General features: G+C 39.3%; 24 protein-coding genes. 22 read left to right on the top strand and 2 right to left on the bottom strand.

What is annotated here, in order from left to right; genetic code table 11:
- Nucleotides 1-10: 10 nt before the first annotated feature.
- Nucleotides 11-3,622 carry a PAS domain S-box protein gene (locus DEU42_RS14370; RefSeq protein ID WP_114759004.1) on the bottom strand — a complete coding sequence of 1,204 codons (3,612 nt, stop codon included), beginning with the start codon at nt 3,620-3,622 and terminating at the stop codon, nt 11-13.
- Between the two features lie 189 nt (nt 3,623-3,811).
- On the opposite strand from DEU42_RS14370, the gene DEU42_RS14375 reads away from it, so the two are divergent.
- The 10 genes from DEU42_RS14375 (at nt 3,812) to DEU42_RS14420 (ending at nt 14,121) form a co-directional block, all read left to right on the top strand.
- Nucleotides 3,812-4,216 carry a hypothetical protein gene (locus tag DEU42_RS14375; RefSeq protein WP_114759005.1) on the top strand — a complete coding sequence of 135 codons (405 nt, stop codon included), beginning with the start codon at nt 3,812-3,814 and terminating at the stop codon, nt 4,214-4,216.
- A 121-nt stretch (nt 4,217-4,337) separates the two neighbouring features.
- Nucleotides 4,338-7,145, top strand: a complete 2,808-nt coding sequence (locus DEU42_RS14380) for a TonB-dependent receptor (RefSeq protein ID WP_114759006.1) — start codon at nt 4,338-4,340, stop codon at nt 7,143-7,145.
- A 20-nt stretch (nt 7,146-7,165) separates the two neighbouring features.
- Nucleotides 7,166-8,215 carry a phytase gene (locus tag DEU42_RS14385; RefSeq protein ID WP_114759007.1) on the top strand — a complete coding sequence of 350 codons (1,050 nt, stop codon included), beginning with the start codon at nt 7,166-7,168 and terminating at the stop codon, nt 8,213-8,215.
- A gap of 266 nt (nt 8,216-8,481) precedes the next feature.
- Nucleotides 8,482-8,877 (top strand): OB-fold protein, encoded by a 396-nt coding sequence (locus tag DEU42_RS14390; protein ID WP_114759008.1) that lies wholly within the window; start codon nt 8,482-8,484, stop codon nt 8,875-8,877.
- Between the two features lie 7 nt (nt 8,878-8,884).
- Nucleotides 8,885-9,730 (top strand): DUF5777 family beta-barrel protein, encoded by an 846-nt coding sequence (locus DEU42_RS14395; RefSeq protein ID WP_199509100.1) that lies wholly within the window; start codon nt 8,885-8,887, stop codon nt 9,728-9,730.
- 1 nt (nt 9,731) lies between these two features.
- Nucleotides 9,732-10,094, top strand: coding sequence for a cytochrome c (locus DEU42_RS14400; RefSeq protein WP_114759010.1), 363 nt, complete (start codon nt 9,732-9,734; stop codon nt 10,092-10,094).
- A gap of 12 nt (nt 10,095-10,106) precedes the next feature.
- Nucleotides 10,107-10,658, top strand: a complete 552-nt coding sequence (locus DEU42_RS14405) for a YceI family protein (RefSeq protein ID WP_114759011.1) — start codon at nt 10,107-10,109, stop codon at nt 10,656-10,658.
- Nucleotides 10,659-10,665: 7 nt separating this feature from the next.
- Nucleotides 10,666-11,184: an ankyrin repeat domain-containing protein gene (locus tag DEU42_RS14410; RefSeq protein ID WP_114759012.1), complete on the top strand. Its 519-nt coding sequence runs from the start codon at nt 10,666-10,668 to the stop codon at nt 11,182-11,184.
- A 34-nt stretch (nt 11,185-11,218) separates the two neighbouring features.
- Nucleotides 11,219-13,372, top strand: coding sequence for a T9SS type A sorting domain-containing protein (locus DEU42_RS14415; protein WP_114759013.1), 2,154 nt, complete (start codon nt 11,219-11,221; stop codon nt 13,370-13,372).
- 143 nt (nt 13,373-13,515) lie between these two features.
- Nucleotides 13,516-14,121, top strand: coding sequence for a hypothetical protein (locus DEU42_RS14420; RefSeq protein ID WP_114759068.1), 606 nt, complete (start codon nt 13,516-13,518; stop codon nt 14,119-14,121).
- 27 nt (nt 14,122-14,148) lie between these two features.
- On the opposite strand, the gene DEU42_RS14425 is transcribed toward DEU42_RS14420, so the two are convergent.
- Nucleotides 14,149-15,390, bottom strand: coding sequence for an NAD(P)/FAD-dependent oxidoreductase (locus DEU42_RS14425; protein ID WP_114759014.1), 1,242 nt, complete (start codon nt 15,388-15,390; stop codon nt 14,149-14,151).
- A 130-nt stretch (nt 15,391-15,520) separates the two neighbouring features.
- On the opposite strand from DEU42_RS14425, the gene hutH reads away from it, so the two are divergent.
- From hutH to DEU42_RS14485, 12 genes are all read left to right on the top strand, one after another.
- Nucleotides 15,521-17,038: a histidine ammonia-lyase gene (hutH, locus tag DEU42_RS14430; protein WP_114759015.1), complete on the top strand. Its 1,518-nt coding sequence runs from the start codon at nt 15,521-15,523 to the stop codon at nt 17,036-17,038.
- Nucleotides 17,039-17,061: 23 nt separating this feature from the next.
- Nucleotides 17,062-18,165 carry a WG repeat-containing protein gene (locus DEU42_RS14435; protein WP_114759016.1) on the top strand — a complete coding sequence of 368 codons (1,104 nt, stop codon included), beginning with the start codon at nt 17,062-17,064 and terminating at the stop codon, nt 18,163-18,165.
- A 12-nt stretch (nt 18,166-18,177) separates the two neighbouring features.
- The gene (gene fabG / locus DEU42_RS14440) at nt 18,178-18,909 is read left to right on the top strand and encodes a 3-oxoacyl-ACP reductase FabG (RefSeq protein ID WP_114759017.1); all 732 of its coding nucleotides are present in this window, start codon (nt 18,178-18,180) and stop codon (nt 18,907-18,909) included.
- Between the two features lie 25 nt (nt 18,910-18,934).
- Complete coding sequence (locus DEU42_RS14445; protein ID WP_114759018.1) at nt 18,935-20,152, top strand: beta-ketoacyl-[acyl-carrier-protein] synthase family protein; 1,218 nt, start codon at nt 18,935-18,937, stop codon at nt 20,150-20,152.
- 1 nt (nt 20,153) lies between these two features.
- The gene (locus DEU42_RS14450; protein ID WP_114759019.1) at nt 20,154-20,405 is read left to right on the top strand and encodes an acyl carrier protein; all 252 of its coding nucleotides are present in this window, start codon (nt 20,154-20,156) and stop codon (nt 20,403-20,405) included.
- Between the two features lies 1 nt (nt 20,406).
- Complete coding sequence (locus DEU42_RS14455) at nt 20,407-21,288, top strand: lipid A biosynthesis acyltransferase (protein WP_114759020.1); 882 nt, start codon at nt 20,407-20,409, stop codon at nt 21,286-21,288.
- 121 nt (nt 21,289-21,409) lie between these two features.
- Nucleotides 21,410-22,321 carry a hypothetical protein gene (locus DEU42_RS14460; RefSeq protein ID WP_114759021.1) on the top strand — a complete coding sequence of 304 codons (912 nt, stop codon included), beginning with the start codon at nt 21,410-21,412 and terminating at the stop codon, nt 22,319-22,321.
- 17 nt (nt 22,322-22,338) lie between these two features.
- Entirely contained in the window at nt 22,339-23,472 is a 1,134-nt protein-coding gene (locus DEU42_RS14465; RefSeq protein WP_114759022.1) for a beta-ketoacyl-ACP synthase III, read from the top strand.
- Nucleotides 23,466-23,897 carry a hypothetical protein gene (locus tag DEU42_RS14470; protein WP_114759023.1) on the top strand — a complete coding sequence of 144 codons (432 nt, stop codon included), beginning with the start codon at nt 23,466-23,468 and terminating at the stop codon, nt 23,895-23,897. The genes DEU42_RS14465 and DEU42_RS14470 overlap by 7 nt, the downstream gene beginning before the upstream one ends.
- A gap of 4 nt (nt 23,898-23,901) precedes the next feature.
- Entirely contained in the window at nt 23,902-24,351 is a 450-nt protein-coding gene (locus DEU42_RS14475) for an ABC transporter permease (protein ID WP_114759024.1), read from the top strand.
- Nucleotides 24,348-24,749 (top strand): hypothetical protein, encoded by a 402-nt coding sequence (locus DEU42_RS14480; RefSeq protein ID WP_114759025.1) that lies wholly within the window; start codon nt 24,348-24,350, stop codon nt 24,747-24,749. Before DEU42_RS14475 ends, DEU42_RS14480 begins: the two co-directional genes overlap by 4 nt.
- A 4-nt stretch (nt 24,750-24,753) precedes the next feature.
- On the top strand, nt 24,754-25,749 hold the full coding sequence (locus tag DEU42_RS14485; RefSeq protein WP_114759026.1) for a BtrH N-terminal domain-containing protein: 996 nt from the start codon (nt 24,754-24,756) through the stop codon (nt 25,747-25,749).
- Nucleotides 25,750-25,751 lie beyond the last annotated feature (2 nt).

Here is a 25,751-nt window from a genome sequence, read left to right on the forward strand (position 1 = left end):
TCGTAATTATTTATTGGGCTTGTTTTTCAATATACGGCTTTATAAGATACTTTTTTACAACATTTTTTAAAGCTTCATAGTCAATAGGCTTAGTAATATAATCGTCCATACCCAGTTTTAAACATTCTTCTCTTTCACCCAGTAGTGCTCTTGCTGTAAGTGCTACAATAGGAGTGTGCAGTCCAGGTGTTTCACTTTCTATTAAGCGTAGTTTTTCGGTTGCTTCAAACCCACTCATCTCAGGCATTTGTATGTCCATAAAAACCATGTCTACAGAATTTTCCTGGTATGCTTTTACAGCTTCGAGGCCATTTTCGGCAAGAATGATGTTTGCATTAGGAACAATCTTCTGTATTATGGTCTTAGCCAACATTTGGTTTACCGGATTGTCCTCAGCAATCAGTACATTGTACGGTACATCAAAACCTGCTGTAGCTTCGTCAAGGATATCTCTTTTCATGGCATCGTCGTTGGCATGAATATTATCGAGAAGTTTAAATAACTCGTCAGAAACTATTGGCTTGGTAACATTAAAGAATATCTCAAGGTCAATACACGCCTGGATCAGTTTTTCGTCATCAATAGAACTATGCAGCAGCATTACCGGCAATTTGTCGGGGCCAAGCTGCAATGTTTCCCTAATTTGTTTAACCAAGTCGGTACCTGTTAGATAAGGCATATTGTAATCTACAATTGCTAAATCAAAATCGGTATTGTTTTCCAGAATTTCTAAAGCTTCAATGCCATTAGAAGCCAGGGTTGTCTTTATTTTGGCAACCGCAAGCATCTCCTTTAAGATAAGAAGATTGTTAGCGTTGTCATCTACAAGCAATACATTTTTAACCTTAAGCTTAGCAGTACTCATAGGTGAGTTACCTTTTTCGGTTTTAAAACGCACCCTGAAAGAAAAAGTACTTCCTTTTCCAACTTCGCTCTTTACCTCAAGGTTACTGCCCATAAGAGCAAGAAGCTTGTTGCTTATGGTTATTCCTAAGCCGGTTCCTCCATATCTGCGGGTTGTAGAGGCATCTTCCTGATCGAAGGCATTAAATATCTTGTCTATATTCTGTGGTGCGATGCCTATACCCGTATCCCTGATGGAGAACGAGAACAGCATCTGATCGCTATCTTTTTCCGGAGTAGAGCGTACTTTTAGCTCTATCTCTCCATGGTTTGTGAATTTTACAGCATTCCCTAACAGATTTACAAGTACCTGTCTGAGTCTTACAGGGTCGGCATATACAAACCTGTTTACTTCCGGGGCAATGTCTAAAAGTATTTCCAGTGCTTTGGCGTGTGCCTGGTGTTTTACAATATCAATTGACTGGCTGCAAAGATTAATGATATCTGTCTTTTCTTCGCTAAGTTCAAGCTTACCGGCTTCGATTTTAGAGAAATCCAGAATGTCGTTTATGATATCAAGTAACGAATGAGCCGAGGTATTTACCATTTGCATGTATTTTTTCTGGCTTTCGTTCAGTTCTGATTTCATCAATAAATCGGAAAATCCTATTACCCCATTTAGAGGAGTTCTGATTTCGTGGCTCATATTCGCAAGGAATTCCGATTTTGATCTGCTGGCCGCTTCTGCCTTATCGCGTTCCTGCATCAATGATATTTCCAGTTGTTTAAGGTTGGTAATATCAGTAGCCATACCAAGGAAACCTGTAATTTCTCCTTCCTGATTACGTACGGCCGTAATTACTAGGTGTACCGGAAAAAGACTTCCATCCTTTCTTTTATAGGTCCATTCACTGGCTTCATGTTTACCTTGCCTTGGCCTGTAGGTAAATACTTCAAATCCGCTAAACGGTCTGCCATATTTAGCCTCAAGTTCGGCGCCTCTTTTATCTACTTCCTCATGAATGTGAAATATCCCAACATTATGTTTGCCTATAAGCTCTTCGGCTTTATAGCCTAAAAGGTTTTCGGCTCCTTTGTTGTACTTAATAATTGTTCCGGTAGTATCGACCTGTATGATAGCTACCTGTGTTGTAGCTTTCATAAAGGTTTCCATTTCATTTAAGCTTTTTTGAAGCTCTTGTTCAGTCAATACCCTTTCGGTAATATCGTTTATCTGTGAGATAAAATATAAAGGATTGCCTTCAGTATCCTTAATAAGGGAAACATTAAGCAACCCGTAAACAATATTACCTTTTTTATGAATGTATCGTTTTTCGATACTGTATGTTTTTATTTTATTTTCGAGGGTTTGTTGTAGTAATTGTAGATCGGCATCAAGATCATCGGGATGTGTTAAATCCTGAAATGTTAGCGAAGGAAGTTCTTCTGGTGTATAACCTAATATTTGTGAAAGAGCCTGGTTAACCATTAGCCACGAACCATCAAGCCCCACAAGAGCCATCCCGTTTGGTGAATATTCGAATGCACTAATGAAACGGCTTGAGTTTTCAGATGAAATCTCTTCCATTCGTTTGCTCACCGTAATGTCTTCAATCTGCGTAATGATAAGATCTTCTGACGGCACGGCACCACGTACCATTGAAGTATTTACCCTGCACCATATAAGCGCACCGTGTTTGGTGTAAAAACGGCTCTCCATAGTATAATGAGGCATCAGCCCCGAAACCATCAGTTCACGATTGCTGTCTGCCTTTTCAATATCTTCCGGGTGAATAAGATCTCTGTAAGTCATGTTACTCATGATTTTTCGGTCTTCATCTGTAAATCCGAATATCGAAAGTACAGCAGGGTTTGCCATGAGCAGTGTGCCGGTTTCGGCCTCTATAAGTACAATTCCTATAGAAGAATTATGATAAATAGTTTCAAAGCGTTCTTTACTTAACTTGTATTTAAATTCCTGTTCTTTTTTATCTGTAATATCCTGTAAAGCGCCATGGAGTTTTACACATATACCGTTTTCCATATGAGGGGTTCCAAAAGCGCGGACCCATTTTTCATTACCCTTGTCGGAAATAATCTTAACTTCGGCATCAAATGGTTTACCTTCTAACACTGCCTCGTTAAAAAGCTTTTCCATAGTTTGCCTGCTCCAGCCTTCTTTATAAAAACTAAATCGTTTCCTGTTCGGATTACTTGGGTTATAAGTATAGTCCAGTTCCAGGATATCATAGATTACACTGGTCCACGTCGATACATCATTGATAACATCATATTTCCAGCCGCCAACCTTTGACAGTTGATTGGTAGCATTGTAAATTTCGTTCTGATTCTTTAATTCTTTAATCTGATCGAGAAGAAAATCGGTTTCAACGCGTTCTATACTGCTGAATTTTACAATCATTCGTGGTTCGCCGTGGTTATTCACGAAAAACTTGCCCGAAGTATGTAATATAATTGTTTGCCCTGAATCATCTATAAAGTTCAGGACATTATTAAAATCTTCTTCACTTGTATCTAAAGATTTTTTAAGTTCATCAACCAATCCTGAAAATTTGCTTAGATAGAAGGCAAAGGGTACAGTAGGATTCTCGCTGTTGTAACCAAGAATTTTCCAGAAAGCACCATTTATCCAGATTTCATTTGGTTGTTCGGGATCGAGAAACCAAAGCCCATGATGCGAATCTTCAACCAACCAGTTGAATAATTCGGGATTTTCTTTAAGTAAATTTTGGAATTCGGCCTTGAGTATGTGTGACATATTAAAAAAATCTCAGGATAATGGAGTTGATTTAAAAATAATACAATGCAAACTTAAAAACAAATTAATTATAATAAATACGAGAAAACTGTCTGGTAGGTGCAGTTCGTCGATTAAAAATGTTAATCATCCTTTAAAACATTCGGCTGAAAAACATTAAGTATTTAATTTTGAGTAAAATAGATTGTTATGGAGGTTTATTTTGTAATACTCAGATTGCCGGATAATTGTGGCCATAAATTTATAGACGGCGTAAGCCCCCACCATTTTTGGGAAAAAACTTCCCGTGCGCTGAACGAAAAACAGGCTCAAATCGTCTCCGTGAGGACAGATACCGGCGGAGCGGAAGAATTGCGGGATTATGTAACCAACAAAGAATTTTCTAGTTATTTTGTTTTTTATCTCATGATGGAAAAACAGGATATTAAAAATCATGAGCTTATACTTCAAAAAGCGGATGATATTATTAAAGTAGGAAATAGCGAATTGCTTATTGATGCCGATGATAATTTTCAGCTTGTCACAATCGACTATAATGATATATCTGATTTTCCACAAAATCTGGGGAGTGGAAACCCACAATTGTCGGCCTGATTGCTTCGCTTGGTAACATAATCTTGTTGTTTAGATTAAGTAAGGGTAATCTCATGCTAATGTTTGCTTTACATGTGTGCTATAGTTTCGCGGCATTAACACAAAAAGCAAATCACTATAGATGAAAAAACTACTTGCATTACTCTTTTTAGTAACAGGATTGTCGGTTTTTGCCCAGAAGAACGGCGTGATTTCCGGAAAAATTACTGATAAAGAAGGAAACTTCTCTCTGCCCGGAGCAACAGTAAGAATTGCGGAAAGCAACCGCTATACGGTTTCTAACCAAACGGGCGATTTCGAATTTCTTAATATTCCTGCCGGAACTTATCAGGTTGAGGTACTTTACCTTGGATATCAGACACAGTCGCAACAGGTAAATGTTGAAGAAGGAAAACACGCCGTGATAAACTTTGTATTAGCGAGCGGTTCATCAACACTTAATGAGGTTGTGGTTGTAGGAGAAGCTTTGCGAGGACAGGCAAGGGCGCTTAACCAACAAAAAAACAACAGTAACATTACTAACGTGATATCTTCTGATCAGGTTGGCCGTTTCCCGGATTCTAATGTAGGTGATGCGCTTAAGCGTGTACCGGGTATTACAATGCAAAATGACCAGGGTGAGGCACGTAATATAATCATACGTGGTCTTGCACCATCATTAAACTCTGTTACTCTTAATGGTGACAGGATACCATCGGCAGAGGGAGATAACCGTAATGTACAGATGGACCTTATTCCGTCAGATATGATCTCAACTATTCAGGTAAATAAAACCCTTACTCCTGATATGGATGCTGATGCGATTGGTGGTTCGGTTAACCTTGTTACGCGCGCTACTCCAAACGGTGAGCGTATCTCGGCTACTCTTGCCGGAGGATATAGCCCGATAAGACAAAAACCTATTTATACTGCTGCCTTTGTATACGGTAACCGCTTTATGAACAATAAACTTGGAGTTGTTGCGAGTGGATCATACAACGATAACGACTTTGGGTCTGATAACATCGAGGCAACATGGGTTCAGGATGATTTTGGGAATACTTATGTAGAGCAACAGGCTATACGTTACTATAATGTTCAGCGTATAAGGAGAAGTGTGTCGCTTGCGGCAGATTTTAAATTTAACGAAAACAATACAATTTATGCTAATGCCATCTATAACTGGAGAGATGATCGCGAAAACAGGTATGCGCTTACTTATGATGACATGGAGCCGATTTATAACGGTGAGACAATAGCAGGTTTTACAGGTAAGGTAAAACGCGAGAACAAAGGTGGTATAGACAGCGACCGTGGCAAAAGCAGAAGGCTGGAGGAACAAAAGGTGCAAAATTACTCACTTCGTGGAGAGCACTTGTTGAGCCCTAAAGTAGATATGGACTGGTCGGTTAATTATGCTACGGCTAGCGAGTATAAACCGAACGAGCGTTATATAGAGTTTGAACAGGAAGATCTTGAAATGACTCAAAATTTAAACGATTATCGTAAGCCCTTAGTAACAACTACAGGTGAAGATCTTTCTTCATTTGCGCTTTCGGAGCTTACTCAGAGTACTGATGATACTGATGAGAGCGAACTTGGAGCAAAAGTTAACTTCCGTTTTCCATTATCGGTTATCGAAGGGCAAAAAGGACGTTTAAGAACAGGTCTTCGTGCAAGGATAAAAGATAAACAAAGAAATAACAGTTTTTACTCTTATGAGCCTACTGCCGGAGATCTTACGCTTGCCGATGTTCCTAATGTATACTACAGCGGTAAAAACTTCAATCCGGGAGAAAAGTATGTGCCCGGTAACTTTGCAACAGCAACATACCTGGGTGGTTTAGATCTTAACAATGCATCACTTTATGATAAAGAAGCCGATCCGTCTGAATATCTTGCCGTAAACTATAAGGCAAAAGAAAATATTTATGCCGGTTATGTGCGTTGGGATCAGGATTTCAACGATAAACTATCGATGATAGTAGGAGCACGTGTTGAAACTACTCATATTGATTATACAGGTAACAGGGTACTTGACGAAGAAGAGCTTGAAGGAGTTATAGAAAACACCAATACTTATACCAATGTATTGCCAAGCCTTTCGTTTAAATATAATTCTACTCAGGACTTTATTTTAAGAACTGCATTTACTACCTCATTAGCAAGGCCTGATTATTATGCGCTTGCGCCATATATTAACAATATCGCTTCAGATACTGAGATTATCGCAGGTAACCCGAACCTGAAAGCAACGTATGCATATAACTTTGACCTTATGGCTGAAAACTATTTCAAATCTGTAGGTCTTGTTTCGGGAGGGTTTTTCTACAAGAATCTTAAAGATTTTATCTATACTTACAGCAACAATCAGTATTCTGCTGCTGATTTTGCTACTGATTTCCCTGGGCAGTCAAACCCGGTTCCGGCCGGTGAGCAGTGGACACTTGTTCAGCAAAGAAATGGTGATAATGTAGATGTTTACGGTTTTGAGGTGGCTTTTCAGCGTCAGCTTGACTTCCTTCCTGGCTTTATGAAATACTTTGGTATTTATGCTAACTATACTTATACTGATTCTAAAGCTAAAGGTATTGCCGATGAGGATGGTAACGAGCGTAAAGATGTGAGCCTTCCAAGAACGGCACCACACATGTTTAATGGTTCATTGTCATGGGAGCATGGACGTTTTTCAGGAAGGACATCGGTTAACTTTACATCTGATTACCTTGATGAGTTAGGTTCGGATGAGTTTAACGATAGCTATTACGACAAACAATTGTTCCTGGATATTAATGCGTCACTAAAGGTTACTAAAAACCTGCGCATTTTTGCAGAGGCTAAGAACCTTACAAATCAGCCGTTACGCTACTATCAGGGAGTGTCGGCAAGAGTAATGCAGCTTGAATATTATCAGGCAAGATTTAATTTAGGTCTTAAGTTCGACCTGTAGTTTTTGACTAAATATTGAATATGAAAAAAATTATAGCACTTTTTATATGCACAGCCTTTTACTTTTCATGCAGCAGTAAGCTTGCAGCAGTAAGGGAAGATGCTATAAAACCCACAGTAGTTACCCAACAAACATTGCACGATACCGATGATCCTGCTATTTGGATCAATCCGCAGGATGCAACAAAAAGTCTTGTAGTAGGTACAGATAAAGATACTGATGGAGGTTTATACCTGTTTGATCTTAATGGTAAGATCGTAAAAAAATCGATACCTCTTTTAAGGCCTAATAATGTTGATATAGCTTATGGGCTTATGATAAATGGTAAAAAAACAGATGTAGCGGTTACTACGGAAAGACTAACAAACAAAATAAGGATATTCAGCCTGCCTGATCTTGAGCCGATTGACAACGGAGGTATAGAGGTTTTTACAGGTGAGGAATTGCGTGACCCTATGGGGGTGGCACTTTATACCCGTCCTTCGGATAAAGCAATATTTGCCATCGTTGGAAGAAAGACAGGACCTGCAGGAACTTACTTATGGCAATATGAGCTTTCCGGAAAAAGTGGATATGTAACCGGAAATGTGGTTCGTAAGTTTGGCCAGTTTAGTGGTAAGAAAGAGATAGAAGCTATAGCGGTTGATAACGAGCTTGGTTATATTTACTATTGCGATGAACAGGCAGGTATACGTAAATATCTTGCCGATCCGGCAGCAAAAGACGATACGCAGCTTGCCTTTTTTGGGATGAAAGATTTTAAGGCAGATCATGAAGGTATTGCCATCTATAAAAAAACAGCAACAACAGGTTATATACTGGTGTCTAACCAGCAGTCTAATACTTTTATGGTGTATGCGAGAGAAGGTTCAGGTGGTAACCCGAATGAGCATACATTGTTAGCCGAAATTCCTGTATCTACAGTTGAATGCGATGGTGCCGATGTTACCAGCTTAAATCTGGGTGGCCGATTTGGTAACGGTATGTTTGTAGCCATGAGCAACGGAATGACTTTTCACTATTACAGTTGGGACGATATACAGCCTCTTATTGATGCAGGCAAAAGATAATATGTTAGTTTAGTAGGTTTAGTTTAGGAAAAAAATCCTCTTCTCTTATTTGAGAAGGGGGTTTTTTGTTTTATGGCAAAGCCAAAAGTATATCCTCGGTCATAATGTCCTAATTCTCGGTCACATGTTGCGAATTCTAATTTGTTAAAAAAGCAGGTAGGATTTATAACTAATTTCGGGTTATTAATAAGTGCGATGTAGTTATTGTTTTCTTTTTTTGTTAAAAAGGAAATGGTATTTTATTTAGTTAACATTTCTCAATAAAGATGAATAAGAGAAAATTAGGAATAGGTGTAGTTATTTTGCTGGTTCTGGTTTCAGGCCTGCTATATGGCTACTATGGGTTTTTATATAAGCCGGTAAGAAATATTGAAGCCGAAAAATCAGCTTTTGTGATGCCAGCTCACAGGCTAGCGGTAGAATATACCTCAGACAGCGGCAAAGCAGATGGAAATTATCTTAACCAGACTATAGAAATTAAAGGAAAAATAACCGAAGTAAGAGATTCATTAATAATACTTAATGATAAAATAGTATGTGGGTTTGATGCAATGCCCATGAATGCCGATGTAAATAAAGATATTACCATAAAAGGAAGATGTATTGGGTTTGACGAGCTTTTTGGCGAAGTGAAACTCGATCAGTGCACGATTAAACAATAACTAACACATGAAGCGATTTTTTGTAACTGCAGTTTGTTTTTTAGGTATGGCAACAGCCCATGCTCAGGAAGACCTTCTGTCTGAACTTGACTCTACACAGGTAGCCGATACCTATGCTACGGCTCCATTTAAAGCTTTGCAGATTGTAACTCTGCAAACCACCAAGATGGCAGCTAAGAATGAATTTTATTTTGTGGTCTCTCACCGTTTTGGAAGCGTTGAAGATGGTATTTCTGAATTTTTTGGTTTAGACCAGGCAACAACAAAAATTGGAGGTATTTATGGTATTACCGACTGGCTTTCGGTAAGTGCTTCACGTCATACACTTTCAAAAGTATATGAAACAGGTGTAAAATACAGGCTGGCAAGACAAAGTGCCGATTTTCCTGTTGATATCGTAGGGTATAATACCATCGATATCAATTCAGCTCTTGAAGAAGATGATTATCCGAAACTGGAATTTGCCGACAGGATGTCTTATATAACACAGCTTTTGGTGTCAAGGAAAGTGACCGACAGATTATCGCTTGAAATAGTGCCTTCATACATTCATAAAAACCTATATAATCCGGAACTGGAAAATGATAATCAGTTTTCCCTGGGTGCAGGCGGACGAATGAAACTAACCAAGAGGCTTTCACTAAACATGGAGTATATGTACAATTTTGATAAGCCTGATTTTTATGTAAATCCGCTATCTGTTGGACTGGATATAGAAACGGGTGGACACGTATTTCAGTTACTGTTTACAAACTCGCAATCAATGACCGAAAGTGGTTATGTAACCAATGGTACGGGAGATTGGGGTAAAGGTGATTTTTTCTTTGGGTTTAACTTATACAGGGTTTTTTAATATGAAAGCGAAAATAATTTTAAGTACGGCATTTTTAGCAATGGCTTTGTTCAGTTGCGATTCGCATACGTATGAAGAGATCAGCGAAGAGATAGTGATTGAAGAGGATGTTACCTACAATGCTAATGTAAAATCGATAATAGATGCTAACTGTGTAAGCTGCCATAGCAACGGAAATGTAGCTGCTTTCAGACTGCTTACTAATTACAATGAGGTAAAGAATGCGGTAGAAAACGGTGGACTGCTTGAGAGGATACAGTTGCAGGATGCCGAGCCGGGTGTTATGCCACAAACAGGCAGGATGTCTCAGGCAAAAATAGATGTAATACTACAGTGGAACCAGGATGGTTTGCTTGAAAACTAAATATAAAATGCTATGAACAGATATTTAGAAATAATGATATGTATCGCCTGCCTGCTTCTTTCGGCAGTTATCTACGGACAAAAATACAGTACCCGAAGCGGTAATTTGAAGTTTGAGGCATCTATGCCGTCATTTGAAGAAGTGGCAGCCGAGAACAAAACGGCATCGGCTGTTTTAGAGCCTACTAAGGGTGATCTTGCTGTATTAGCACTAATGAAAGGCTTTCGTTTTAAGGTAGCTCTGATGGAAGAGCATTTTAACGAAAACTATGTGGAGTCTGACAAATATCCTAAAGCTACTTTTACCGGAAAGGTAGAAGGACTGGATGTTTCGAAACTTACATCAGAGCCTAAAACCTATCCAATTTCGGGAGATCTTACGTTGCATGGCAAAACAAAAAAGATTACTGATAATGCGAAAATCAGTAAGAATGGAGACAAGATTGTAATAGTGGGGACCTTTACCGTAAAGCCTGCGGAATTTAATATAGAAATACCCAAACTGGTAAGCGGTAAGATTTCTGATAAAGTAGAAATAACATATAACCTGGCTTTAGCCAAATAAAAGAATTATGAAAAAACTAGCTTTTTTACTGTTGCTTGTATCTGCATTTTGCAGTGCACAGACCAAAACCAAAGATGTATTTGATGTTGCCCGTTCGGGTAGTGTTGAAGAAATGAAGGCGTTGGTAAAAATAAAGAAGGACACTATAAATGCGATTAACCAAAGCGGTTTTTCTCCGCTGATACTCGCTTGTTACAGAGGGAATAATGCCGTGGCAGAGTATTTAGCTAAAAACGTAAAGGACATAAACTACAATAGTCCGAGCGGCAGTGCCCTTGCTGCTTCTGCAGTAAAGGGCAATACCGCTATCGTTAAGGTATTGCTTGATAATAAAGCTAACCCTGATGTTGCCGATGGCACAGGTATGACGGCACTTTTATATGCTTCGCAGTTTGAGAATAAAGAAATGATTCAGCTATTGTTAAAATATAAGGCTGATAAAAAGCTTACAAACAACGACGGTAAATCGGCTATGGATTTTGCTGTTTTCAATAAGAATCAGGAAATCATAGATATGCTTAAATAGAAACATAAAACCAATATAAAATAAAAATTAAGCAATGAAAAAACTATTACTACTTACAGCTTTACTCGCCGGGGCGGCAGGGGCATATGCTCAGAGTAAGGCAACTAATGTGGTTACTCTCACCTCGGGGATGACTGCGAAACTGGAGCTGAATAATACTACCAACACGGCAACCCTTACATTTACAGGGCCGTCAGACCGATGGTTCGCTCTTCAGATAGGTTCTTTTACTAATAGTGGCGGTATGCAAAACGGAACTGATGTGGTGTACTGGAACGGAACTACTCTTGTAGATGGAAATCAAAACGGACTTGGATCTGCTCCAAGTGCCGATGCAACAAACGACTGGACAAGCACGAACTCAGTATCGGGTACAACCAGAACCATTATTGCTACAAGGGCCTTTAATACCGGTAGTTCTGATGATTTTACGTTTGTGTATTCAGATATCAATGTAGATTTTGCCTGGGCAAAAGGTAGTTCGGCAACAAATACACTTATCAGTCACGGAACAAGCCGTGGATATAGCCTTAATAATGCTTACAACTGTATTGCTCCATCGGCTCCAACGGCAACAGCACAAACTTTCTGTGCCGGTGCAACGGTAGCAAACCTTGTCGCTACAGGCGAAGCCGGTGCAACTTTTAAATGGTATGCAGCAGCCACAGGAGGTACGGCATTAGCTTCAACAGCTGTACTAACTACTGGTACTACTTATTATGTATCGCAAACAGTGGGTGAGTGTGAAAGTACAAGAACTGCTGTTGCGGTTACTGTAACTACAGTGCCTTTGCCACAGACGGCAGATACTACGCCAGATTTTTGTTCAGCTTCCACTATTGCAAATCTAACAGTGACAGGTCAGGCTGGAGCTACATTTACATGGTATAATGAGCCAAGTGGCGGAACAGTTTTGCCAACAACTACTGCACTGGCAGGCGGTACAAATTATTATGTATCGCAAACAGTAAACGGATGTACAAGTGCAAGGCTAATGATTACGCCTCAGTTTGTTCCTGTGCCAATGCCAACAGCCAGTGAGTCTCAGTCATTCTGCTCAGAGAGTCATGTGTCAGACCTTGTGGCTACCGGACAAGCCGGTTCTACTATAAGTTGGTATGATGTGGCTACTGGCGGTACTCCTCTTGCAGGTACAACTTTACTGGTAGCAGGAGACTATTATGTGTCGCAAACTGTAGGCTCGTGTGTGAGCGAAAGAAAGCATATTGTAGTTAGTTTTACAACTCTGGATGCACCAAGTGTGCCTAGCGAGACAGCTACTACATGTACAGGTTCGACGATTACTTCACTTACGGTTACAGGATTATCAGGTGCTACATTTACCTGGTATGAAAATGAAACGGGAGGAAATGCTATTCCAACTTCTACTGTTTTAGTAGATGGTGAAGATTACTATGTTACCCAAACTGTTGGAGAGTGTGTAAGTGGACGCCGAAAAGTAATTATAAATATTGATGAGCTTCCTATTCCGGTTGCTGAGGAAAACCAGTCAATATGTGCAGGTTCTGAAGTTGAAGATATTGAGGCAGAAGGTCTTGCGGGGGCAGTGCTTACTTGGCATACAACTCCTGATGGTCCTGCTCTTGATGAAGAAGCTGTTGTAGAAGCTGGAACATATTATGTGAAACAAACACTTAACGGATGCACAAGCGGTGCTAAAGAGGTAAACGTGACTATTCTTCCGGCACCGAGTATTCCGGGAGGTAATGCAGTTCAGGAGTTTGAAGCTGGTGCTACGGTTAGCGATTTAGAAATTACTGTTGCTGTAGGAGCAGAAATACAATGGTATGTAATGGATGGAGATGAACTTGAAGAAATAGGATCGGATCATTTACTTCAGGATGGTGTTACTTACTATGTGACACAAACAATTGAAGGATGTGAGAGTGAGCCATTAGCTATTACCGTTGAACAGGTTCTTGGATCACCTACATTTACCCTTAAAAATCTTGTAGTGTATCCAAACCCTGTTGTTGATAAGCTTACAATATCTTACAGTGAGCCTATCACTGAGATTTCAGTTATAAATATGCTTGGACAGGTAGTAATGTCTAAAAAAGTGAATACTGATAAAGTTGAACTTAATACAGAAAAACTGCAAAACGGAAGTTATATCCTAAGGGTCGCTACAGCTCAGGGAATTGCTTCGATAAAAGTAGTTAAGTAATGAATCTGATTGGTTTATTCGAGAGGCCTCTGCGAAAGCAGAGGCTTTTTTATTTAAAAAAACACAAAAGTTTGCTGACAATCATTATTGCTTTATACTCAAATAAAAATGTACTTTTGGCGCACTTAAATCATACTATAACCATGAAAAAATTTTTATTTGCAGCATTGTTATTTGCTTCGGTAACGGGCTTTGCTCAGGATGTTAAGATTAAAAAAGGTGACTTCAGTTTCTTAAAAGATCAAAAGGAGCTTAATGTTGAATTTGATTACAGTCACCTGAAGCTGATGAAGGAAAATCTTACAGAGGCTCAATATGTAGAGAAAAGGGTAAACGACCTTAATGAAAAAGATAAAGGTAACGGCAACATCTGGAAAAAGAAATGGGTTGCTGCACCTCAGATGATATGGAATCCGAAGTTTTTAGAGCTTTTGACTAAAACCTACGGTAAAGAAAAAGATGTTACTATTGAAGAAGGTCTTGCCACTGCTAAATACACGCTTATTGTAGATGCTGTATGGATTTATCCGGGATGGGACGCAGCTATAATGAAACAGCCGGCAAAAGTTTCGACAGTGCTTCGCTTTGTTGAAACATCAAATAAAAGCAATGTTATAATGGAAATTGAAACTGAAGAAGCTCCAGGCGACCAATGGGGCAGTAACTTTAGTAACGAATCAAGAATTGGTGAAGGTTTTGCCAAAACTGCCAAAACAATTGGTAAGATGATCGTTAAAAAGTTAAAATAAGCAGTTTGTGAAATAATAAAAAGCGCCTTATTCGGCGCTTTTTTCGTTTTGTAGCATATATGCCATGGATTTTATTACCCGGTCGTGTTTTTTTACAAAAGGATTTTCTTCATCCCAAACATAACCTGCAAGTACCGAACATATTTTTTGTTTTACATCAGGATTTTCAGGTTGGTGGAAGAATAATGTCTGGAGGTTTCCGGTGTACCATTCTTTTACGTAGGTGGCAAACACATTTACCCCGCGTCTCATATAATCTGAATATTCTGTTTCCCAGTCTACCTTTTCGCCGTTTCGTTCTTTAAGGAATAGTTTTGCCGACAGCATTCCGGACTCGGTTGCAAAACATACGCCTGATGAAAATACTGGATCAAGGAATTCTGAACTGTTTCCGGTAAGCGTATAGCCAGGCCCATATAGTTGCGTTACCGAACAGGAATAGTTTTCTATTTTATGAGGTTCAAATAAAAAGTCGACCCCTTCAAAGCGATCACGATAAAAATCAGATTGCGCGATTATTTTTTTAAGAGCCTCTGTGTTATTGGCTCCGCCAATAGCATTTATATAACTTGTAGGTCCTACAACGCCTATGCTGGTGTTGCCATTTGAAAACGGAATGACCCATAGCCATACTTTTGTTTCAAGAATGTCAAAAGTAATTTGGGTGCCTTCAACTCCTACAGGTCTTTTGATGTCTTTTACATGGGTAAACATCGAAGAGTTTTCGGGTATAGACGATGGAGTATCAAGTTTTAATATTCGTGGCAATACACGCCCGTAACCGCTGGAGTCAATAATGAATTTAGCATGTATTTCGCGGGTAACACCTTCTTTGTTTCTAACTGTTGTAACCGAGTCAGTTCCGTTAAAGACGACATCAAGCACTTCTGTTTCAAATTCAAGATCGATACCTTTTCTAACAACTTCTTCCGCAAGGGTATTGTCAAAATCGGCACGAGGCACCTGCCAGGTCCAATCCCATCCGTCACCAAATTTTATGCTGAAATCAAACACACAAAGTTCTTCGCCTCTAATGAAGCGTGCACCAAATTTTTTCTCAAAATCTTTTGCGATAAGGGCGTCAAGCAGTCCGGCTTCCTCAAAATGGTCCATCACCCTTGGGATAAGGCTTTCGCCGATTACAAATCGTGGAAATTTAGAACGTTCAACAATTTTTACCTTTACGCCATTGTTATGGAGATAAGATGCGGCAACACATCCCGATGGCCCTGCTCCAATAACTAGTACTTCTGTGTTCTCTTTTAACATTTACAGGTTGGATTTGTCATAATGTTTTCTTAAAAAACTCTACATTTGTAACCCTGTAAAAATATGAGAATTTTGCATATCTTGGAAATTATATTTTTACAGAAAGCCAAGTAACCTAATTAATGACAGAATGAGCAGTATAAACCAATATTTAAGCCTTAAAGAATTTGAATTTATTGTATTTGGAGGCAGTAAGGTAGAGGTTAGTGATGATGTGCTTAAGCGAGTGAGGGAAAGTTTTGATTTTTTGAAATTATTTTCCGAAAACAAAATTATCTATGGTGTTAATACCGGGTTTGGGCCTATGGCACAATACCGGGTTGAAGATAAAGACAGAAATCAGCTGCAATATAATTTGATAAGAAGCCATGCGTCTGGAACAGGCAGGCCGTTATCTCCTGTTTTTGTAAAGTCGGCAATGCTTGCCAGGCTTAATACCTTGTCCCTTGGTAATTCAGGAGTTCATGAGTCGGTAATCCACCTCATGAAAGAATTCATAAACAGGGATATTACACCACTGATTTTTGAGCACGGAGGTGTAGGGGCGAGTGGCGACCTGGTTCAGCTTGCACATTTGGCTTTAGTGCTTATAGGAGAAGGAGAGGTGTTTTATAAAGGCGAACGAAAAAAGACCGCAGAGGTTTTTAAAGCAGAAAACTTAAGCCCTATAAATGTTGAGATAAGAGAAGGTTTGGCTCTTATGAACGGTACATCGGTAATGACGGGTATTGGTATAGTTAATCTTGTTAATGCTAAGAAGCTTACGGAGCTTTCCCTGAAGTTTTCGGCAGCCATAAATGAAGTGGTAAGAGTATATGACGACCACTTGTCGGCAGAACTGAATAGTACTAAACTGCATAAAGGTCAGCAGGAAATTGCAGAGCGCATGAGAAATCATGTAGAGGGAAGCAAACTTATCCGTAAAAGAGCGGATCATTTATACACAGGAGAAAATCAGGAAACCATTTTTAAGGAAAAGGTTCAGGAGTATTATTCGCTGCGTTGTGTTCCTCAAATATTGGGGCCTGTGCTGGATACTATTAATGAAACGGCTAAGGTACTGGAGAACGAAATCAATTCTGCCAACGATAATCCTATTGTTGATGTTAAGAACAGGCAGGTATATCATGGCGGTAATTTCCATGGCGATTATATTTCACTTGAAATGGATAAGCTTCGTCTTGTGGTAACTAAACTATCAATGCTTGCCGAGCGTCAGCTAAACTACCTGATGAATGCTAAAATTAACGAGCTGTTGCCTCCTTTTACGAATTTGGGTAAGCTTGGGTTTAATTTTGGGTTACAGGGTGTTCAGTTTACAGCGGTTTCTACAACAGCGGAAAATCAGATGCTTTCCAACTCTATGTATGTACATAGTATTCCAAACAACAACGATAATCAGGACATAGTAAGTATGGGGACTAATTCAGCCGTCCTTACGGCTAAGGTTATTGAGAATGCCTTTGAAGTTCTTGCTATAGAGATAATGGCCATTGTTCAGGCGATAGATGCGCTTGATTATAAAAATGAAGTTTCTCCTGCTACCCGAAAAATATATGATGAGGTAAGGGCAATATTACCTGTCTTCTCTGAAGACAAACCAATGTATCCTTATGTGCAGGAGATTAAAGACTACCTGATGAAGTAATCAATCAATCAACCAATACAATCATGAAAAAAATTCTATTCTTTCTAATTTTATGTATTCAGTTATCATTTGCCCAGGAATTGGCGCTTGTCAAACAAAATGGTAATATAGGTTATATCGATAAGACCGGTACTATGGTTATCAAACCTGCTTATGGCACGGCAAGAAGCTTTTCGGATGGACTTGCTGCGGTAAAAGACCAGTCTAAATGGGGATTTATCGATGCTAAAGGAAAATGGGTTATTCCTGCTACCTTTGATGATGCGGAAGACTTTAACAGCGGACTTTGTGTTGTTCAAAAAGATAAGCAGCGTTTTTATATCAATAAAAAAGGGGAAACTGTAAAATCGCCGGCAACCGATAAGTATTTTAGCTTTCAGGGAGGAGTGGCTTTCTTCAGGCAGGCTAAAAAAGTGGGACTTATCAATCCGAAAGGAGAGGTAGTGCTGGAACCTAAATATGATATTATAAAAGAGTTTGAAGGTAATTATGCCCGCGTAAAGAATAATGACCGTTGGGGGATTATCGATAAAACAGGAAAGCAAATTGTAGAGCCTTTATATGAAGAGATAGGTAATTACTTTAAAGGGGTTACCTGGGCAAGAAGGGGTAAAGAGTTTGGACTGATTATTGGAGGGCAGTTTAAGGTTGTGGAAGGAGTCGATAAAATATGGGATTTTGAAAATCAGGATAATACGTATGCCCGTAAAGGCGGAAAGGTAGGTTTTATCGATACTAAAGGCAACTGGATTATTGAACCTAAATTTGATAAGGCCAGAGCTTTTAATAAAGATCTTGCCCCTGTATGTATAGGTAGCAAATGGGGATATGTAAATATTCAGGGAAAAACAGTTATTGAGCCTGTTTATAATGATGCTGAAGTTTTTAGTAACGATGGCCTTGCTCCGGTTAAAGAAAAAGACTGGGGTTTTATTGATGTAAAAGGAAAAATGGTAATACCAACAAATTACTCCATTAGCATTGCTTTCAGTTTTTTAAGTTCTGATGCAAAAGGGTTTGTTAAAGGTGTAGCCAGAGTGAAAAATAATGGTAAATGGGGATTCCTGGATACCAAAGGCATGCTGCTGGGGAATCAGTGGTATGAGAATGCAGAATTATTTAATTAAGACAGGTAACGAATGAAGTGTGCATTAGTAACAGGTGGATCGAGAGGAATTGGCAGTGCAATTTGCCAAAAACTTGCGGCAGACAGCAATTATCACATATTGATTAACTATCAGTCGAATGCTGCCGCTGCGGAAGAAACCCTGAAAAAAGTTATTGAAAACGGAGCCACAGGCGAGCTTATCAAATTTGATGTGGCTAATGCCGATGAGGTTAAGGATGCACTGGGGCAATGGCAGGAAAACAATCCTGATGCAATAGTTGAGGTTATAGTAAATAATGCGGGCATTACAAGAGATGGTCTTTTTATGTGGATGTCGCAGGAAGACTGGTCGAGTGTTATAAACACCAGTCTTAACGGGTTCTATAATGTTACGAATTTCTTCATTCAGAAATTGCTTAGAAACAAATATGGCAGGATAATAAACATGGTGTCGGTTTCGGGGGTAAAAGGTACTCCGGGACAAACTAACTATTCTGCGGCTAAGGGTGCTGTTGTAGCTGCAACCAAGGCATTAGCCCAGGAAGTGGCAAAACGTAATATTACTGTAAATGCCGTAGCTCCGGGTTTTATAAAAACAGATATGACCGGCGATCTTGACGAGAAGGAACTTGTAAAAATGGTTCCCGCGAATCGATTTGGAGAGGCAGAAGAAGTAGCAGACTTGGTGAGTTTCCTGGCTTCAAAAAAAGCGGGATACATTACCGGAGAAGTGATTAATATTAACGGGGGGATTTATTCATAAATAAACAAATCCAAAAGTAGAAAAGATGGAAAGAAGAGTGGTAATTACCGGTATGGGAATCTATTCCTGTATTGGCACATCTCTTGAAGAAGTTAAAGAGTCATTATACAACGGGAAATCGGGGATAGTGATTGATGAGGATAGAAGAGATTTTGGATTTAGATCGTCTCTAACCGGAATGGTTCCCAGGCCGGAACTGAAAGATATGCTAAACAGGAGGCAGCGTATGAGCATTGGTGAAGAAACCGAATATGCTTATATGGCTACTGTGCAGGCGTTAAAGCAAGCCGGGATTGATGAAGACTTTCTTGAAAAGAATGAAGTAGGTATCATGTATGGAAACGATAGTGTTTCTAAAGCTATTATTGATGCTACCGATATTATACGCGAAAAGAGAGATACGGCCTTAATAGGTTCCGGAGCGATCTTTAAATCGATGAACTCTACTGTTACCATGAACCTTTCTACTATCTTTAAGCTAAGAGGTATCAATTTAACGGTAAGTGCTGCTTGTGCAAGCGGATCACATTCTTTAGGGATGGGATATTATTTGATTAAGAGTGGGCTTCAGGATACCATAATTTGTGGTGGAGCTCAGGAAATCAATAAATATGCGATGGGAAGTTTTGACGGGCTTGGCGTATTTTCTCCTGATGAAGCAGAACCGGCCAAAGCATCCCGTCCGTTTGATGTTTCCCGCAACGGTCTTGTTCCAAGTGGTGGCGGAGCAACACTGATATTAGAAAGTTATGAGTCGGCTGTTAAAAGAGGAGCGCCGATACTGGCCGAAGTTATAGGCTACGGGTTCTCGTCTAACGGAGGGCACATATCTACACCAAACGTTGAAGGGCCGGCAAGTGCCATGCAAAAAGCTTTAGATCAGGCAGGGATAACTGCTGCCGATGTTGATTATATAAATGCACATGCTACTTCTACTCCAGTGGGCGATAGCAATGAGGCAAAAGCAATTTTTGAAATTTTTGGAGAGAAGCCTTATGTAAGTTCTACCAAATCGATGACGGGCCACGAGTGCTGGATGGCAGGTGCCAGTGAAGTTATCTATTCGATACTCATGATGCAAAACTCATTTATTGCACCCAACATTAACCTTAAAACACCGGATGAAGATTCGGCTAAATTAAATTTAGCCACTGCTACAATAAATAAAGAATTTAATATATTTTTGTCGAATTCTTTTGGATTCGGGGGAACCAATTCAGCATTAATTGTAAAAAAGTACTAAAATGGACAAAGCCGTTATTATAGGTAAGATAAATGATTTTTTGGCTGATGAGTTTGAGGTTGATGCCGATACAATAACACCTGATGCTAACCTGAAAGATACTTTAGGGCTTGACAGTCTTGATTATGTAGATCTTGTAGTGGCTGTAGAGGCTAACTTTGGGGTAAAGTTGGGAGAGGCTGATTTTGTTGGAATTGCTACATTCCAGAATTTTTACGACCTTATAGAGAATAAGCTGAAAGTACTGCAATAGTATGAGCGAATGGGACGGTAAGTCCAAGGGTAATCTCCTTGGGTATAAAATATTTGTATTTTGTATCAGGAACTTTGGGATAAGGCCGTCTTATGCGGTTTTATATTTTGTTGCGTCTTATTATTTTCTTTTTCTTAAAAAAACCAACAGGGTAACTTTTTACTATTTTCATAACCGCCTGGGTTATTCTAGGGTTCGTGCCCGGAAAATGGTTTTTATGAGTTACTACACATTTGGACAAACACTAATAGATAAAACAGCTATTTCTGCCGGAATGCGCAATAGTTTTACCTATGAGTTTGACGGTATCGAACGATTGAGAAGCCTTCTGGCTGATAAAAAGGGCGGAGTGCTTATAAGTGCCCATATCGGGAACTTTGAGATTGCTGAATATTTTTTATCTGATCTTGACGATAAATTCCAGATTAATTTATTGACTACCGATATGGAGCATCGCGCCATAAAACAGTATTTGGAAAGCATTGCATCTAAATCTTCGGTTAAGTTTATTATCATTAAGGATGATCTTTCGCACATTTATGAAATAAACAATGCCCTTGCCAATAATGAACTCATATGCCTTACAGGAGATCGTTATATGGAGGGGGTAAAACATATTACCTATCCGCTTTTAGGTGAAGAAGCTAATTTTCCTTCAGGCCCTTTTCTAATTGCATCGCGCCTTAGGGTACCGGTGGTTTTTGTGTATGTAATGAAAGAAAAGAAACTTCATTATCACTTATATGCCAGAGAAGCTGTGGTTAAGCATCGTGACGAAAAGGGACTGCTTGCGGCTTATGTTGAAAATCTTGAAGGGATGCTTAAAAAATATCCTTTGCAATGGTTCAATTACTTTGATTTTTGGCAATCCTTTAAAAAATAGATAAATCTTTAAAGGTCTCATAGTTATGTAGACCATCTTTTCTATCTTTAACGCCTGTTGGAGCGATGAGAAAAACAGGGTTTGTAAGAAAAAAGACAAACTTTTTAGATAAAAGATTTAAATGAGAAATGTTCTTGTAATATACTTTTCGCAATCGGGGCAATTGAAAGAAATTGCAGATAATATTGCGAACCCCCTGATTGATGATCCTGAGGTAAATGTTGTGTTTTATAACATTGAAATGGAAACGCCATTTCCCTTTCCATGGAATAAAGAATCATTTTTTGATGCTTTTCCCGAATCATTCATGCAAATTCCTGCTAAGTTAAAGCCTGTTCCTCAGGCTGTACTTGATATTAAATATGATTTGATACTGTTTCATTATCAGGTGTGGTTTTTATCTCCCTCTATTCCGGTAAATTCATTTTTAAAAAGTCCTGAAGCAAAACAACTGCTTAATAATACGCCTGTAGTAACTATTAGTGGAAGTCGTAATATGTGGTTTTTGGCACAGGAAAAAGTAAAAGCATTGCTAAAGCAAAATGGAGCTTTGCTAAAAGGCAATATTGCTCTTGTAGACAGAGCAGGAAACCTTATTAGCGTTATTACTATTGTGGAGTGGATGTTTAGCGGAAAAAAGGAAAAACATCTGGGGGTATTTCCGTTACCGGGAGTGTCGCAAAATGATATTGATGATGCTGTGAAATTTGGAAATACAATAAACACAGCTTTAAAAAGTAACGATTTTGATAGCCTGCAGCTAAGATTGCTTGATCAGGAGGCTGTTAAGGTGAGTCCTTACCTCGTTGCTGTAGATAAAAAGGGGAATTATGTTTTTAGCAAATGGACGAAAATTATAACTAAAAGACCTGATAAACGTAAGAAGTTACTCAGGATTTTTGTGATTTATTTGGTGCTTGCAATTTGGGTTATATCGCCAATTGTGTATATCTTGCACATGCTTACGTATCCTTTTAAAATAAGGGCACACAAAAAAACTGTACAATATTATAAAGGCGTTGAAAGCGCATAAAAGGAGTTTAGGATACTATGTTTGATGTATATATAACAAGAGCGGGAAAATATTTGCCTAACGAACCGGTTTCCAACGATGATATGGAAGGCATATTAGGGCTGATAAATGAAACCACATCAAAGGCCCGAAGGATTGTTCTTCGCAATAATGGTATTACAAATCGTTATTATGCTGTTGATAAACAAGGTAATATAACCCACAATAATGCTCAGCTGACTCATAATGCGATAAAAGAGCTTTATGATGAAGATTTTACAAAAAATGATGTAGAACTGCTTTCATGCGGTACAGCATCTCCTGATAATCTTTTTCCTTCACATGCCGCAATGGTGCATGGACTGATGGATAACAGGCCCATTGAGCTTAATGCGTCATCAGGTGTTTGTTGTGCGGGAATGAATGCTCTTAAATACGGTTTTTTAAGTGTGCGCTCGGGCAATACTAAAAATGCAGTATGTACAGGTTCTGAAAGATCGGCTACCTGGATGCTGGCCAATAAATTCAATAACGAGATCATTAATCTTAAGAGTCTGGAAGAGCAGCCTGTAATTGCATTTAAAAAAGAGTTTTTGAGATGGATGCTTTCGGATGGTGCAGGCGCATTGCTTCTTGAAGATAAGCCAAGAGGAGAGATATCGCTTAAGATAGAGTGGATGGAGTCGTACTCTTACGCACATGAATATGAAGCCTGTATGTATGCAGGTGGCGATAAGCTTGAAGACGGATCATTAAAGCCGTGGCAGGATTATGATGCGGAAGAGTGGTTAAAACAATCTATATTCTCGGTAAAGCAGGATGTAAAGCTGCTTGACGAGCATGTAATGAGACTGGGGTCTTTAAGTACTAAAAATGCACTGGATAAGCACGGAGTAAATCCGGCTGATGTTGATTATTTATTACCGCACGTTTCTTCTAATTTCTTTGGGGGTAAGTTATATCAGGCTTTACTGGCTAATGGTGTTGATATTCCTGAGGAGAAATGGTTTTTAAACCTTAGCAGGGTGGGTAATGTAGGAGCTGCTTCAATTTATCTTATGGTAGAGGAACTGATGAATTCAGGAAAGCTTAAAAAAGGGGAGAAGCTACTGCTTGTGGTTCCGGAGAGTGGCAGGTTTACCTATTCGATAGCTTATCTAACGGTATGCTAATGGAACCGATAATTTCAGGACAACTCGTTCAGGATCTGATTCCTCAAAAGGCACCTTTTGTAATGATAGACAAGATGCTGGCTTTTGGAGAAAATACCATAACAGCAGGACTTACCGTAGCTGTGGATAATATTTTTGTAGAAAATGGCAGGTTTAACGAGTCGGGTATTGTAGAGCATATGGCTCAGTCGGTAGCTTTGTATACCGGATACCAGTTTTACCTTAAGAATGAACCTGCGCCTACAGGTTATATAGGCTCGGTTAAAGATGTTGTTATACTGGAGCTTCCGCTTCCTGGAGAAGATATTGTTACCGAAGTAAATGTTTTACATGAGTTTATGGGAGTAACCCTTGTGGATATTGTAACAAAAAGAAATAATATAAAGATAGCTTCCGGGCAGATGAAAACGGTATTAGCACAGTAACAATATGCAAAAGGCTATAGATATACATAATTATCTGCCGCATCGTGCACCGATGCTTATGGTTGATTTTATTGTTGATATAACTGCTCAAAAGGCAGAGACCGTTTTTACAATTAAAGAGGATAATGTTTTTGTGGATAATGGGGTCTTTTGTGAAGCAGGACTCATAGAGAATGCGGCACAAACCTGTTCGTCTATAGTAGGTAAATCCTATTTGGTAGATGATCAGGCAAAAGATATCCCAAATGTAGATGTTATTGGGTTTATAAGTTCTATACGAACAGTTAAGATACATGCACTGCCCAGGCTGGGGAGTACAATTACTACAGTTGCAGATCTTATATCAAGATATGATACAGGAGGTTATACTACCTGTATGGTAAACTGTAAAAGCTATTGCAACGATGAGCTGCTATTAGAAGGCGAGATTAACCTATTTATACAGGAGCGATGAAAAAGAGTGAAGTACCACAGGACAAGAGTAATATAGAGTCGGTAAACATGCGCGAACTATGTTATGCGACCGATGAGAACGGTAACTATACCACAGCTTTAAGTTCCGGCTGGGAGCCTAAAACCATTGCCCTTAGCAATGCCATCGATGATATCAAGGAACGAACAGAAGAGGCAAGGCAAAAGGTGGCAAACGGTGAGACAAGCCCAATACTGTATTTTATGGAGTTCAGTAAAATGGATGTGGGCATTCTTGCCGGATATACCGGTTTATGGCAATGGCGTATAAAAAGGCATTTTAAACCAAAAGTGTTTGCCGGACTTAGTGATAAGGTACTTCAAAAATATGCGGATGCTTTTTTGATTACCGTCAATGAATTAAGAAATTTTAAGGGCTGATATAATGAAGACTGATTTTACGCATCACCAGTCAGCGCACTGCGAGAATGGTGTTGCTTCCAACTTATTAAAGCATAATGGGCTAAACATAAGCGAACCAATGGTTTTTGGTATCGGTTCAGGTTTGTTTTTTGTATATCTTCCGTTTATAAAGGTAAATCATGCACCGGCTTTTAGCTACAGGCCATTGCCGGGAATAATCTTCAGCAGGCTGGCGAAAAGGCTTGGCATAAAGATAAAAAGGCAAAAATTTTCGGGCTCTCAGGCTGCAGAGAAGGCACTTGAAGATAACCTGAAAAAAAACATACCATCAGGACTGCAGGTAGGGGTGTATAACCTTACCTATTTTCCGGATGATTATCGTTTTCACTTTAATGCACACAATCTTGTGGTGTATGGTAAAGAAGAAAACAATTACCTGATTAGTGATCCGGTTATGGAGACCGTAACAACCCTTACTGCTGAAGAGCTTGACAGGGTGCGTTTTGCCAAAGGGGCTTTCGCTCCTAAAGGACAAATTTATTATCCTGTTTATATCCCTGAAGAGATAGACTTTAAGAAAGCAATCACCAAAGCTATTAAAGCTACCTGTCGCGATATGCTGGCTCCTATGCCAATTATTGGTGTTGCGGGAATGCGTTATGTTTCGAAACAAATTCGCAAGTGGCCCGCAAAACACGGAGTTCGAAAAGCCAATCATTATCTCGCACAAATAGTGCGTATGCAGGAAGAGATAGGTACCGGTGGCGGAGGTTTCCGATTTATATATGCGGCATTTTTACAGGAAGCATCGGTAATTATGGAGAGCGAAGCATTAAAAACACTTTCGTTTGAAATGACCGAAATTGGTGATATGTGGCGTGACTTTGCCCTTGAGGCATCGCGCGTATACAAAAAGAGAAGCGCTCAGCAGGATGTGTATAACCTGTTGGCCGACAGGCTACTCGAAATAGCAGGCAGGGAAGAAGAATTCTTTAAAAAACTAAGAAAAGCGGTATAAAA

It is taken from the genome of Flavobacterium sp. AG291 (assembly GCF_003350375.1).
GTDB classification, from domain to species: domain Bacteria; phylum Bacteroidota; class Bacteroidia; order Flavobacteriales; family Flavobacteriaceae; genus Flavobacterium; species Flavobacterium suzhouense.

Excerpts from the sequence above, each read along its gene's own strand:
- DEU42_RS14370 (WP_114759004.1), bottom strand. The coding sequence starts at position 3,622 with ATGTCACACATACTCAAGGCCGAATTCCAAAATTTACTTAAAGAAAAT.
- DEU42_RS14375 (WP_114759005.1), top strand. The coding sequence starts at position 3,812 with ATGGAGGTTTATTTTGTAATACTCAGATTGCCGGATAATTGTGGCCAT.
- DEU42_RS14380 (WP_114759006.1), top strand. The coding sequence starts at position 4,338 with ATGAAAAAACTACTTGCATTACTCTTTTTAGTAACAGGATTGTCGGTT.
- DEU42_RS14385 (WP_114759007.1), top strand. The coding sequence starts at position 7,166 with ATGAAAAAAATTATAGCACTTTTTATATGCACAGCCTTTTACTTTTCA.
- DEU42_RS14390 (WP_114759008.1), top strand. The coding sequence starts at position 8,482 with ATGAATAAGAGAAAATTAGGAATAGGTGTAGTTATTTTGCTGGTTCTG.
- DEU42_RS14395 (WP_199509100.1), top strand. The coding sequence starts at position 8,885 with ATGAAGCGATTTTTTGTAACTGCAGTTTGTTTTTTAGGTATGGCAACA.
- DEU42_RS14400 (WP_114759010.1), top strand. The coding sequence starts at position 9,732 with ATGAAAGCGAAAATAATTTTAAGTACGGCATTTTTAGCAATGGCTTTG.
- DEU42_RS14405 (WP_114759011.1), top strand. The coding sequence starts at position 10,107 with ATGAACAGATATTTAGAAATAATGATATGTATCGCCTGCCTGCTTCTT.
- DEU42_RS14410 (WP_114759012.1), top strand. The coding sequence starts at position 10,666 with ATGAAAAAACTAGCTTTTTTACTGTTGCTTGTATCTGCATTTTGCAGT.
- DEU42_RS14415 (WP_114759013.1), top strand. The coding sequence starts at position 11,219 with ATGAAAAAACTATTACTACTTACAGCTTTACTCGCCGGGGCGGCAGGG.
- DEU42_RS14420 (WP_114759068.1), top strand. The coding sequence starts at position 13,516 with ATGAAAAAATTTTTATTTGCAGCATTGTTATTTGCTTCGGTAACGGGC.
- DEU42_RS14425 (WP_114759014.1), bottom strand. The coding sequence starts at position 15,390 with ATGTTAAAAGAGAACACAGAAGTACTAGTTATTGGAGCAGGGCCATCG.
- hutH (WP_114759015.1), top strand. The coding sequence starts at position 15,521 with ATGAGCAGTATAAACCAATATTTAAGCCTTAAAGAATTTGAATTTATT.
- DEU42_RS14435 (WP_114759016.1), top strand. The coding sequence starts at position 17,062 with ATGAAAAAAATTCTATTCTTTCTAATTTTATGTATTCAGTTATCATTT.
- fabG (WP_114759017.1), top strand. The coding sequence starts at position 18,178 with ATGAAGTGTGCATTAGTAACAGGTGGATCGAGAGGAATTGGCAGTGCA.
- DEU42_RS14445 (WP_114759018.1), top strand. The coding sequence starts at position 18,935 with ATGGAAAGAAGAGTGGTAATTACCGGTATGGGAATCTATTCCTGTATT.
- DEU42_RS14450 (WP_114759019.1), top strand. The coding sequence starts at position 20,154 with ATGGACAAAGCCGTTATTATAGGTAAGATAAATGATTTTTTGGCTGAT.
- DEU42_RS14455 (WP_114759020.1), top strand. The coding sequence starts at position 20,407 with ATGAGCGAATGGGACGGTAAGTCCAAGGGTAATCTCCTTGGGTATAAA.
- DEU42_RS14460 (WP_114759021.1), top strand. The coding sequence starts at position 21,410 with ATGAGAAATGTTCTTGTAATATACTTTTCGCAATCGGGGCAATTGAAA.
- DEU42_RS14465 (WP_114759022.1), top strand. The coding sequence starts at position 22,339 with ATGTTTGATGTATATATAACAAGAGCGGGAAAATATTTGCCTAACGAA.
- DEU42_RS14470 (WP_114759023.1), top strand. The coding sequence starts at position 23,466 with ATGCTAATGGAACCGATAATTTCAGGACAACTCGTTCAGGATCTGATT.
- DEU42_RS14475 (WP_114759024.1), top strand. The coding sequence starts at position 23,902 with ATGCAAAAGGCTATAGATATACATAATTATCTGCCGCATCGTGCACCG.
- DEU42_RS14480 (WP_114759025.1), top strand. The coding sequence starts at position 24,348 with ATGAAAAAGAGTGAAGTACCACAGGACAAGAGTAATATAGAGTCGGTA.
- DEU42_RS14485 (WP_114759026.1), top strand. The coding sequence starts at position 24,754 with ATGAAGACTGATTTTACGCATCACCAGTCAGCGCACTGCGAGAATGGT.